The sequence below is a fragment of the Kaistia sp. UC242_56 genome, assembly GCF_044452255.1.
GTDB classification, from domain to species: Bacteria; Pseudomonadota; Alphaproteobacteria; order Rhizobiales; family Kaistiaceae; genus Kaistia; species Kaistia defluvii_A.
In genome coordinates this window covers 4,475,135-4,487,500 of sequence record NZ_JBIOAN010000002.1, presented here as the reverse complement: position 1 = coordinate 4,487,500, position 12,366 = coordinate 4,475,135, and the positions used below count along the sequence as shown (strand labels likewise).

At 63.2% G+C, this 12,366-nt stretch carries 6 protein-coding genes and 2 rRNA genes (1 of these 8 running past the window's edge); 6 read left to right on the top strand and 2 right to left on the bottom strand.

Translation table 11 applies throughout. The features are described 5' to 3' along the window. The 6 genes from ACHMWQ_RS23820 to ACHMWQ_RS23795 form a co-directional block, all read left to right on the top strand. Positions 1–1,782 (top strand): 23S ribosomal RNA (locus tag ACHMWQ_RS23820) (it extends 970 nt beyond the left edge of the window). Between the two features lie 89 nt (positions 1,783–1,871). Next, a 5S ribosomal RNA gene (gene rrf / locus ACHMWQ_RS23815) occupies positions 1,872–1,986 on the top strand. A 999-nt stretch (positions 1,987–2,985) separates the two neighbouring features. Further along, the gene (locus ACHMWQ_RS23810) at positions 2,986–4,212 is read left to right on the top strand and encodes an efflux RND transporter periplasmic adaptor subunit (protein ID WP_396309372.1); all 1,227 of its coding nucleotides are present in this window, start codon (positions 2,986–2,988) and stop codon (positions 4,210–4,212) included. Next, positions 4,209–7,304 (top strand): efflux RND transporter permease subunit, encoded by a 3,096-nt coding sequence (locus tag ACHMWQ_RS23805; RefSeq protein ID WP_396309371.1) that lies wholly within the window; start codon positions 4,209–4,211, stop codon positions 7,302–7,304. The genes ACHMWQ_RS23810 and ACHMWQ_RS23805 overlap by 4 nt, the downstream gene beginning before the upstream one ends. A gap of 84 nt (positions 7,305–7,388) precedes the next feature. Continuing rightward, positions 7,389–8,615: a chromate efflux transporter gene (gene chrA, locus ACHMWQ_RS23800; RefSeq protein WP_396309370.1), complete on the top strand. Its 1,227-nt coding sequence runs from the start codon at positions 7,389–7,391 to the stop codon at positions 8,613–8,615. Positions 8,616–8,745: 130 nt separating this feature from the next. Beyond that, a complete protein-coding gene (locus tag ACHMWQ_RS23795) occupies positions 8,746–9,687 on the top strand; it encodes an alpha/beta hydrolase family protein (RefSeq protein WP_396309369.1) in 942 nt (313 codons plus the stop codon). 43 nt (positions 9,688–9,730) lie between these two features. Here the strand turns inward: ACHMWQ_RS23795 and ACHMWQ_RS23790 are convergent, their stop codons facing one another. Then, positions 9,731–11,236: a DHA2 family efflux MFS transporter permease subunit gene (locus tag ACHMWQ_RS23790; protein WP_354551502.1), complete on the bottom strand. Its 1,506-nt coding sequence runs from the start codon at positions 11,234–11,236 to the stop codon at positions 9,731–9,733. 27 nt (positions 11,237–11,263) lie between these two features. Beyond that, positions 11,264–12,325 (bottom strand): HlyD family secretion protein, encoded by a 1,062-nt coding sequence (locus ACHMWQ_RS23785; RefSeq protein ID WP_396309368.1) that lies wholly within the window; start codon positions 12,323–12,325, stop codon positions 11,264–11,266. Positions 12,326–12,366: the final 41 nt, after the last annotated feature.

The window sequence follows — 12,366 nt, the reverse complement described above, 5'->3', positions numbered from 1 at the left end:
CAACCCTGACCGCCAGCTAAGGCCCCCAAATCATGGCTAAGTGTGAAAGGATGTGGGGATCCCAAAACAACCAGGATGTTGGCTTAGAAGCAGCCATCATTTAAAGAAAGCGTAACAGCTCACTGGTCTAAATAAGGGTTCCTGCGCCGACAATGTAACGGGGCTCAAGCCATGTGCCGAAGCTGCGGATTTGATCTTCGGATCAAGTGGTAGCGGAGCGTTCCGTAAGCCTGTGAAGGAAGACTCGTGAGAGCTTCTGGAGGTATCGGAAGTGCGAATGCTGACATGAGTAACGACAAACAGTGTGAGAGACACTGTCGCCGAAAGTCCAAGGGTTCCTGCGTAAAGCTAATCTGCGCAGGGTTAGCCGGCTCCTAAGGCGAGGCCGAAAGGCGTAGTCGATGGGAATGAGGTGAATATTCCTCAGCCTGCGGGTAGTGACGAATGCCGTGTATTGTAGTGCCTTATTGGATTGGTGCTGCAGTGAAGGTGTTCCAGGAAATAGCTCCCGCTTATAGACCGTACCCTAAACCGACACAGGTGGACTGGTAGAGTATACCAAGGCGCTTGAGAGAATGGTGCTGAAGGAACTCGGCAAATTGCCTCCGTAACTTCGGGAGAAGGAGGCCCTCGTCTTGGGCAACCAGGGCGAGGGGGCACAGACTAGGGGGTAGCGACTGTTTACCTAAAACACAGGGCTCTGCGAAGCCGTAAGGCGACGTATAGGGTCTGACGCCTGCCCGGTGCCGGAAGGTTAAGAGGAGAGGTGCAAGCTTTGAATCGAAGCCCCGGTAAACGGCGGCCGTAACTATAACGGTCCTAAGGTAGCGAAATTCCTTGTCGGGTAAGTTCCGACCTGCACGAATGGCGTAACGACTTCCCCGCTGTCTCCAGCACCTACTCAGTGAAATTGAATTCCCCGTGAAGATGCGGGGTTCCCGCGGTCAGACGGAAAGACCCCATGAACCTTTACTATAGCTTTGCACTGGCATTCGTGTTTGCATGTGTAGGATAGGTGGTAGGCTTTGAAGCATGGGCGCTAGCTCGTGTGGAGCCATCCTTGAAATACCACCCTTGTGAATATGAATGTCTAACCGCGGTCCGTCATCCGGATCCGGGACCGTGCATGGTGGGTAGTTTGACTGGGGCGGTCGCCTCCCAAAGTGTAACGGAGGCGCGCGATGGTGGGCTCAGACCGGTCGGAAATCGGTCGTCGAGTGCAATGGCATAAGCCCGCCTGACTGCGAGACTGACAAGTCGAGCAGAGACGAAAGTCGGCCATAGTGATCCGGTGGTCCCACGTGGACGGGCCATCGCTCAACGGATAAAAGGTACTCTGGGGATAACAGGCTGATGATGCCCAAGAGTCCATATCGACGGCATCGTTTGGCACCTCGATGTCGACTCATCACATCCTGGGGCTGGAGAAGGTCCCAAGGGTTCGGCTGTTCGCCGATTAAAGTGGTACGTGAGTTGGGTTCAGAACGTCGTGAGACAGTTCGGTCCCTATCTGCCGTGGGTGTAGGAATATTGAGAGGATCTGTCCTTAGTACGAGAGGACCGGGATGGACGTACCTCTGGTGGACCTGTTGTGGCGCCAGCCGCATTGCAGGGTAGCTATGTACGGACGGGATAACCGCTGAAAGCATCTAAGCGGGAAACCCACCTCAAAACGAGTATTCCCTTGAGAGTCGTGGTAGACCACCACGTTGATAGGCCGGGTGTGGAAGTGCGGCAACGCATGTAGCTTACCGGTACTAATAACTCGATTGGCTTGATCATTCTCATTAATCCATGCTCATCCCAGGTGATCTCCAAGAGAGCACCGACAATGAACATCGATGACAAAACCAGTTTCTGTGCTTCGCCGGCCTGGTGGTCATGGCGAGGAGCCTGAACCCGATCCCATTCCGAACTCGGCCGTTAAACTCCTCTGCGCCAATGGTACTTTGTCTTAAGACACGGGAGAGTAGGTCGCTGCCAGGCCTGCAAAGCACAGAAAAAACAAACCCTTCGAGACACTCAATCTTCTCTCTACGATGACAAACACACAAAACCCCGCCGCGCCAAAAGCCGGCGGGGTTTTGTCGTTCTGGGCACAGGCAAAGGGAAATGGCGGAGCGCGAGGGGGCCGAGGTAAGGCCGCGTCATAGCTCCCAAGCCTAGCTCGGCCCGAGGCCAGGACGCGAAAGCGCCAGACCAGACCGCCGGAAAAACCGTCCCAGTACCAACGCGGAGGCCGAGCGGCAGAACCGCGTGCACAAGAAGCCCAGGCAATCCGGCGCCCCAGCGCGATCCTCCATCGAGAACACCGCAGACCCTGATCCGACCGCAAGTTCGAAGACCGCCGCCAATCCGACGTGCCAATGCCGTCGGTACAAGCAGCGCCGTTGCCACCAAGCGCATCGAGCGAACCTGCATTCCTGGCAATCGGATAATCCAGCCCGAAACCCGGCCCGATCGGCCCAACTGACGCGAGCCGTCATCCACCTGGCCCAGCCCCCTCCTTCTGCCGGCCTTTCCAGAAACCGCTTTGGCCCTCGGCAGGGGAGGAGCATTCTTCCTTCCGAGCTTCCGAGCTTCCGAGCTTCCGAGCTTCCGAGCTTCCGAGCTTCCGAGCTTCCGAGCTTCCGAGCTTCCGAGCTTCCGAGCTTCCGAGCTTCCGAGCTTCCGAGCTTCCGAGCTTCCGAGCTTCCGAGCTTCCGAGCTTCCGAGCTTCCGAGCTTCCGAGCTTCCGAGCTTCCGAGCCAAAAGAGCCCGTCCAAGTGGCGACGATCCAATCGACCGGTGTTGCGGAGTTAGCACGAGTTCAGAGCGAACGGCGGTGTTCGGCGAGCGGCACGTTGACAGTTCTGTACGCCAGGTACACTAATTCCGGCCTGATGATCGAGGAAGCAACCCTGCGTGGCGCGTTTCCGCGATCTTTGTTTTTGCCATGCGCCTGCCAGCTTTCAGACCGGCTTCGCGCTCACTGGATTGCCAATCATGAAGCGGTTTATCCTTGCTACGATCCTGCTCGTCGTCGTCGTGGCGATCTGCGGCGGCTTGATCTGGTTCAATTTCTTCCGCGACAAGATGATTGAGCAATTCTTTGCCGGAATGAAGGCGCCGGTCGTCACGATTTCGGCGATCACGGTCGAGCCGGCCCAGTGGACGCCCGGCATCGAGGCGGTCGGCACCGCGGCGGCGGCCGAGGGCGTCGATGTTGCCGTGCAGACGGGCGGCATCGTCGAGAAGATCCTGTTCAAGGCAAACGACAAGGTCCAGCAGGGCCAGTTGCTCGTGCAGATCGACGATGCGGTCGAGCGCGCCGGCCTGGTCAGCGCCAACACCGCCGTGGCCGTCAGCCAGGATGCGCTGAGCCGCGCCCAGGCGCTGCTGCAGCGCAATGTGAGTACCGTCGCCTCGCTGCAGGACGCCCAGAACAATCTGGACAAGGCCAAGGGCGCACTGACCCAGCTTGAGGCGACCCTCGACGAGAAGGCGATCAAGGCGCCCTTCGCCGGCACGATCGGCATTCCGAAGATTGATGTCGGCCAGTATGTGCAGCCGGCGACCGTCGTCGCGACGCTGCAGAATCTCGACCGCATCAAGGTCAATTTCAGCGTGCCCGAGCAGGAGCTCGGTTCGCTCAAGATCGGCCAGCCGGTCCGCTTCGGGCTCAAGGAAGACGAACTGAACTTCAGCGGCACGATCACCGGTATCGATCCGAAGATCGACGCGGCTTCGCGGCTGGTGAGCGTGCAGGCACTGCTCGACAATCCGGATGGCACGCTGCGTCCGGGCCAGTTCATTCGCGTGCGCGTCGACCTTCCCGTTGAATCCGACGTGATCGCCTTGCCGCAGACGGCGGTGACCATCAGCCTCTACGGTGCCTATGTCTATGCCGTGCAGGACGCTCCGGCCGACGCCAAGGCTTCAGAGACCAAGCCTGGGGAAGCCAAGCCCGCCGAGGCCAAGCCGGCCGAAGCCAAGCCCGCGGATGGCAAGCCGGCGGATGCGGCGGCGCCAAACCTCATCGCCAAACAGATCTTCGTGAAGGTCGGCCGTCGTTCGGGCGACATGATCGAGATCCTGGAAGGCGTGAAGCCGGGCATGCAGATCGTGACGTCCGGCCAGAACAAGCTTTCCAGCGGCAGCCCGGTCGCGGTCGATAATTCCGTCCAGCCGGTCAAGGGCGCCACCGTGAACCCGGAGGCTTCCAAGTCATGAGCTTCTCCGAACTCTTCATCCGCCGTCCTGTCCTCGCAACGGTCGTCAGCCTGCTGATGCTGTTGCTGGGCGCGCAGGGCATCCTGTCGATGTCGATCCGCCAGTATCCCAAGGTGGACGAGACGGTCGTGACCGTCACCACCGTCTATCCGGGCGCCAGCGCCGACGTCATCCAGGGCTTTATCACCTCCACCATCGCGAAGTCCGTTTCCTCGGCTGAGGGCGTGGACTACGTCACGTCCAAGAGCTCGCTCGGCGTGTCGACGGTTTCCGTCTACATGCGGCTGAACACCAATCCGGACAAGGCGCTGACCGAAGTCATCGCCAAGGTCCAGCAGGTGCGCGGCCAGCTTCCGGACGAGGCGGAAGACCCGGTGATCCAGAAGGGCACGGGCTTCCAGTTTGCCCTCATGTATCTGGCTGCGCGCAGCGACACGATGAATGCGCAGCAGCTCACGGATTACCTTATCCGCGTAATCCAGCCGCGTTTCGCCACCGTTGATGGTGTCGCCAATGCGGAGATCCTCGGCGCGCAGGAATTCGCCATGCGCGTCTGGATCGATCCGGTCGCGCTCGCCTCGCGCAATGTGACCGCGACCGATGTTCTGACGGCTATCAAGGGTTCCAACTTCCTGTCGGCTCCCGGCAAGACGAAGAACGAGTTCTACGCTTATTCGATCGAGGCGAAGACGACGCTGCAGGATCCCGAGACCTTCGGGGCGCTGCCGATTCGCTCCAATGGCGCGGATATCGTCCGGCTGCGCGACGTCGCCAACATCGAGCTCGCCGCGGCTTCGACCGATACGGAAGTCCGCTTCAACGGCAAGGAAGGCGTGTTCCTCGGCATCTTCCAGACGCCGTCGGCCAACCCGCTCGACGTGGCGTCGGGCGTCCGTCGCGAATTGCCGCTGATTGCGGATTCGCTGCCGGAAGGCATGCATATCGAGCTCGTCTACGATTCGACTGAGGCGATCAGCGCGTCGATCGAGGAGGTTATCCGGACGATCCTGGAGGCATCGGCCATCGTCGTGGTCGTGATCTTCCTGTTCCTCGGTTCGTTCCGATCGGTGATCATTCCGATCGTGACGATTCCGCTATCGTTGATTGGCGTCTGTTTCATCCTCTGGGCGCTCGGCTATTCGCTGAATACGCTGACCCTGCTCGCCATGGTTCTGGCGATCGGCCTCGTCGTCGACGACGCGATCGTGGTGGTGGAGAACATCCACCGCCACATCGAGGAGGGGCTGAAACCGATGAAGGCCGCGATCGTCGGCATGCAGGAGATCACCGGCGCGGTGATCACCATGACGATCACGCTGGCGGCTGTGTATGCGCCGATGGCCTTCACCCAGGGCGTGACCGGCGCGTTGTTCCGCGAGTTCTCGCTGACGCTCGCCGGCGCGGTGATCCTGTCGGGTTTCGTCGCCTTGACGGTGTCGCCCATGATGTCCGCCCGCATTCTGAAGCCAGGCGGCGGCCGCATCCAGCATTTCATCGACCGTGTCTTCGAAAGCTTCAGCCACTGGTATGCCCGCCGCCTGATCGGTTCGCTGAAGGTCCGGCCGATCACGCTGCTGATGGTCGCCGCCATCCTCGGCACCATGGTGTTCCTGTTCCTCAACACGGCGTCCGAACTGGCGCCGGAGGAAGACGAGGGCGCCATGTTCACGCTGATCACGGCGCCGCAATATGCGACGATCGACTACACGCAGCTCTATGTCGATGAGATCGCGCAGAAGACCGCCGATATTCCCGAGCGCCAAGCCCTGTTCTCCATCGCCGGTTCCGGTTCGGCCAATTCGGCCTTCTCCGGCCTGGTGCTGAAGCCTTGGGCCGAGCGCACGCGCGGCCAGCCTGCGGTGCAGGCGGAGGTCCAGGCGCGTCTCGACAAGGTGGCGGGCGTGCAGGCCTTCGTGTTCGCGGTGCCGTCTCTGCCGGGAACGGGCGGCGGTTTGCCGATCCAGTTCGTCATCCAGTCGACTGAGCCCGCCGATCGCGTCTACGCCGTGGCGGAGGAGATCAAGAACCGCGCCATGGCGTCGGGCAAGTTCATCGTCGTGCAGAACTCGCTCTCCTTCGATACGCCGAAGGTGAATGTGGTGATCGACCGCAACCGTGCCGCCGCGCTCGGCGTCTCGGTCGCCGAGATCGGCAATACGCTGACGCTGCTCGTGGGTGAGAACGGCATCTCGAAGTTCGATCGGGAAGCGCGCGCCTATGACATCATCACCCAGGTCCCGGAGAAGTACCGTCTGAATCCGGAAAGCCTCGGGACCTTCTTCGTCCGGTCGCAGGCCGGCGACATGGTGCCGCTCTCTTCGGTGGTGTCTATCAACACGGAAGGTTCGGCGCCGGCGATCGAGCAGTTCAACCAGCTCAATTCGGCCACGCTGGCGGCGCTGCCGCGTCCGACGGTGACGTCGGGCGATGGCTTGGCCACGCTGCAGCAGATCGCGAGCGAGGTGCTGCCGTCCGGCTACTTTATCGAATATGCCGGACAGTCGCGTACGGAATTGGAGACCGGCAACTCGCTGCTGATCGTGTTCGGCCTTGCCATCGTCGTCATCTATCTGGTGCTGGCCGCGCAGTTCGAAAGCTTCCGCGATCCGCTGATCATCATGATGTCGGTGCCGCTTTCGATCTTCGGCGCGCTGATCCCGCTCAATTTGGGCGCGGCGTCGCTGAACATCTATTCGCAGGTGGGCCTGATCACACTTGTGGGGTTGATTACGAAACACGGCATCCTGATGGTGGAGTTTGCCAACCAGCAGCGCGAGGAGCGTGGCCTCAACCGGCATGATGCGATCGTCGAGGCCGCGCGCGTGCGTCTGCGGCCGATCCTGATGACGACGGCCGCCATGGTGTTCGGCGTGCTGCCGCTGTTGTTTGCGGAAGGCGCCGGCGCCAAGGCCCGCTTCTCGATGGGCCTGGTCATCGCGACCGGCATGTCGATCGGTACGGTGTTCACGCTGTTCGTCGTGCCGATGTTCTACACCTACCTCTCCAGCGCGCATGCGAAGCGCGACGAGGACGAGGAGCAGCCGGCGGTTCCCGCCACGGCGACGACGGCCGGCGCGGCCCCGGCCCACTGACGCCGTCGAAATGAAGTTTGGAAAGCGGCGCCTTCGGGCGCCGTTTTCTTGTGGGTGTCATGAAAGGGGTGCAATCCTGCCGGGATGACCCGCCCCGCGATCGTTTCGACCGAAGTCCCTGGCCTTGCAAAGGGGACGCCGACGGTCGCGCGGGTATTCCGCGAGTTCCTGCGCCTCGGCCTGACCTCGTTTGGCGGCCCCGTCGCGCATATCGGCTATTTTCGCGACCGCTTCGTCAAGCGGCTCGGCTGGCTGGACGAGGCGGATTTCGCCGACCTGGTGGCGCTATGTCAGTTCCTTCCCGGCCCCGCCTCCAGCCAGGTCGGCATGGCGATCGGGCTGGAGAAGGCAGGTCTTGCCGGCGCGCTGGCCGCGTTTGTCGGTTTCACCCTGCCTTCCGCCCTCCTCATGGCGCTGATCGCCTATGGCCTCAGCTCCAACGGGGAGCTGATCGATGCCGGCGTGCTGTCGGGGTTGGCGATCGTGGCCGTGGCGGTCGTGGCTGAGGCAGTGCGGGGGATGGCGCTGTCGCTTGCCACCGGAAGGCTGCTCGGCGGTGTGGCGCTGGCCGCGACGGCGCTGGCGCTCCTCGTGCCCGGGAGCTTTGCCCAGATCGCCATCCTGCTCGGCGGCGGGCTGGCAGGCTATTGGTTCAGCCGCCCGGTTATCCGCGTCGTCGAGCTCGCGCCGGGCGCAACAATGTCCCGGCGCAACGGCATCGCAGCGCTCAGCCTCTTCGCCGTGCTGCTCGTCGCCCTCCCCATCCTGGCCGCGACGACCCATTCGCAGACCGCCGTTCTGGCCAGCGGGCTCTACCGGACGGGCGCGCTCGTCTTTGGCGGTGGCCATGTGGTGCTGCCATTGCTGAAGGATTCGGTCGTCGCCACCGGGCTGGTGGCGGAGCCGGCCTTCGTGGCCGGCTATGGCGCGGCTCAGGCGATGCCGGGGCCACTCTTCAGCCTTTCGGCCTATCTCGGCGTCGCGGCGGGGGTGCCGACGCCGTGGCTCGGTGGAGCCCTTGCCGTCGTCGCCATCTTCGCGCCTGCCTTGTTGCTGGTCGTGGGCGTCCTGCCGTTCTGGCGGCAGCTGCGGCGGGTGGAGGCCGTTCGCCGCGCTCTCAGCGGCGTTAACGCGGCGGTTGTCGGGCTGCTGGCGGCGGCGCTGTACGATCCGGTCTTCGTCACCGCCATACACGGCCCGCGCGATCTCGCCTTTGCCGTGCTCTGCTACGCGCTGCTGGTTTTCGTGCGTCTGCCGGCCTGGCTGGTGGTGCTGCTGGCGGCCGGCGCGGGCTGGATCCTCGGCGGCTGAACGGCTTGCGGATCGATGCCGAAAGCATCGATAGTGGTGAGGCAGGCCGTTACGCGGGGGCCTCTTGGGGCCAGGGACGGCGCTGATTTGAGATCGTTGACGACGACGTCGTGCTTCCAGGGGAAATTTGATGCTGAGAAAATGGCTGCTTGCCTCCGTCATGCTGGCTGCGATCGTCGCGCCGGCGGCGGCCGATGACGTGACCGCGAAGATGCGCGATGCGTCGAAGATCGCGCTTGCCCGCCCGGCCGGCGAGACGACGGAAAGCACGGTACGGATCGCGCGCGGCGACGAGACCATCGTCGGCACGCTCGCGCTGCCCAAGGGCGTCGAGAAGCCGCCCGTCGTGCTACTGTTGCACGGCTTCACCGGCAAGCGCGACGAGCTCGAGGTCGCCGGCACCAAGGAAGGCGTCTATTCGCGAACTGCCCGCCTGCTGGCCGAACGCGGCCTGGCCAGCCTGCGGATCGATTTCGTCGGCTCAGGCGACAGTTCGGGCAAGTGGGAAGATACGACCACCTTCAGCCAGATCGCCGATGCGGTGGCTGCCTTCGACTGGCTGAAGAAGCAGGACACTATCGATCCCGGCAGGATCCACGTCATCGGCTGGAGCCTCGGCGGGCTGGTGGCGTCGCACCTCGCTTCCGTGCGTCCGGTCGATAGCGCCACGCTCTGGGCGCCCGTCGCCAATCCGGCCTTCAGCTTCGGCGTCGTGCTGGGCCAGGATACCGTTAACAAGGCGATGGCGGCCACGGACCCCAACGAACTGATCGAGGGCACCTTGCCATGGGGCGCCAAGACGTCGCTCAAGGTTCCGTTCTTCAAGTCGCTGTTCGCGACGGATCCCGTCGCGGCGATCGCGCAATATGGCGGGCCGCTGCTGGTCATCGTCGGCACCAAGGACACCGTCGTGACGCCGCAGCCGGCGGCCGGCCAGCTCTTCCTGGATTATCACACGGGCGAGGAAGGGCTGATGGTGCTCGATACCGACCATGGCTTCGATGCCTTCACCGGCCCGGCGACCCTGGACGAGATGGTCGGCGCGACGCTGAGCTTCATCGAAGCGCACTGAACGACAGGCGTGCCGGCGGACGGATTCCGCCGGCGCGCTTCGCTCATTCGAGAGCGACGTGCTGGGCCGGGCCCTTCTGTGGCTTGTAGCGCATGAAGGCCAGCAGCGGGATCGTGGCCAGCGTCACGAACATCATGAGCTTGAAATCGTCGATATAGGCGATGAAGGCAGCGTCGCGGGTGATGACGGCGTTGATCCGCGCCAACGCTTCGAGATTGCCGGCGGCGGCGTCGGCCGGCATGGCCGGGTTGAACGGCGTCACATGGCCGGCCAGCACCTCGTGGCCGATCTGCGTGTTCTGCGACAGCAACGTCGCCACCAGCGAGACACCGATCGACGAGCCGAGATTGCGCACGAGGCTGAACAGGCTGGCCGCGTCGGTGCGCCAATGCGCCGGCAGGGTCGCGAAGGCGATCGTCGAGAGCGGCACAAAGACGAAGCCGAGGCCGAAACCCTGCACGATGCCGGTGGTCATGAACGGCCAGGCATCCATTTCCGGTGCCCAGGTCGTCATTTCGTAGAGCGACCAGGTGGTGGCGCCCAGCCCGACAAGGATCAGGATGCGCGGGTCGACCTTGCCCATCAGCCGGCCGACGACGAGCATCGCCACCATGGTGCCGACGCCGCGCGGCGCCAGGATCATGCCGGTGGTGATGACGGGATAGCCATAGAGGTTCTGCAGCATGGGTGGCAGCAGCGCCATCGTCGCCAGCAGGATGATGCCGATGATGAAGATGAAGACGAGCCCGGTGACGAAGTTGCGGTCCTTGAAGATGTGCGGATCGATGAAGGTGTTCTTGGCCGTCGCCATGTGAATGGTGAAGATCCAGAAGCCGATCGCCATCAGCGCCACTTCGATCAGGATCTCGGGCGAGGAGAACCAGTCGAGCTGCTCGCCGCGATCGAGCATCATCTGCAGTGCGCCGATGCCGAGGCTGAGGAAGGCGAAGCCGAAGAAGTCGAACTTGCGGGCGCGAAGCGGTCCTTCCGGCAGGAAGGCGCCGATGCCGAGAAAGGCGATGATGCCGACTGGCAGGTTGATGAAGAACACCCAGCGCCAGTTGAAGGCGTCGGTCAGCCAGCCGCCCAGCGTCGGGCCGATGATCGGGCCGACCATGATGCCGGCGCCCCACATCGCCATGGCCTGGCCGTGCTTTTCCTTCGGATTGATGTTGAGCAGCACGGATTGCGACAGCGGCACCAGCGCGGCGCCGAACAGGCCCTGCAGAATGCGGAACCCGACCATCTGCGTCAGGCTGCCGGAGAGGCCGCACAGCATCGAGGCGAGGGTGAAGCCGGCGACGCAGGTCATGAACAGGCGCTTGATGCCGATCTGGTCGGCAAGCCAGCCGGTGATCGGCGTGGCGATGGCGGCGGCGACGATATAGGAGGTCAGGACCCAGGTGATGGTGTCCTGCGCGGCGCCAAGCGAACCCTGCATCGAGGGCAGCGCGACATTGGCGATCGTCGTGTCGAGCACCTGCATAATCGTGGCAAGCATGATCGATACGGTGATGAAGCCACGATGCTGAACCGCTGGCGCGCTCATTCTGGCGACTTTCCGGTGCGCGGCGTCCTAGTTGGCAGCCGCGGCTTCCGCTGGAGGCGTGGAATTGGCGGCGATCGCATGGCTGAAGCCTGGGAGGGTCCGCTTGTATTCGGTATCGACTTCCACCGAGGCGCTGAGGCCCGTGCGGAGGGTCGAGAAGTCGACCGCGCCATCCAGGCGCAGCCGGACCGGCACGCGCTGCACGACCTTGACCCAGTTGCCGGAGGCGTTCTGCGCCGGCAGCAGCGAGAAGGCCGAGCCGGTTCCGGCGTCGATCGATTCCACATGCGCCGTGAACGGCCGGTCGGGATAGGTGTCGAAGGTAACCCGCGCCGTCTGTCCCACCTTCATGTGGGTCAGGTCGGTTTCCTTGAAATTGGCCTCGACATAGGTGGTGGCCGTCTCGACCAGGCTGAGCAGCGCCGTCGGCGCCATCGCCGGATTGGTCACATACTGGCCAATCCTAAGGCGGTCGGTCTGCGAAACGACGCCGTCGCTCGGCGCAAATACGGTGGTCTGCTTCAATGCCAACGCGGCTGCTTCCTGCGCGGCCTGCGCCTGCATCACGGTCGGATGCTGGTCGGTCGGCACGTTGGGATCGCCACCCAGCGCGGTGAGCGCGCCCGACACCTTCTCGCGCGCCTGGGCGACGAGCTGTTCGGCGACGCGAACATTGTTCTGGGCGGTGTCGAAATCGGCGTTCGACGTCACGCCGCGCGCCAACAGGTCCTGCTGGCGCTGAAATGTCTTCTGACGGTAGGCGAGCGTGTCCTCGCCGGATTGCTGCTCCGACAGCGCCTGCTGGTAGCTGGAGCGCAACTGATCGACCTGCAGCCGGGCGACGGCGACCGCCGCCTCTGCCTGGCGCAGGGCCAGCTGATAGGGCTCGGGATCGATACGGAAGAGCAGGTCGCCCTTCTTGACGTGATCGTTCTCGTGCACCGCGACCTCGACGATCCGGCCGGACTGGTCGGCCGTGATCGTAACGCGGTTCTGTTCGAGATAGGCATTGTCGGTCGAGGCATAGCGCCCGCCGGTCAGCCAGAGATAGCCGCCGCCAACGGCCAGAATCACCGGCAGCGCCAGCATGAGGAAGAGGCGTCCGCGGCGTGTCTTCCGCGGCGCAGGCT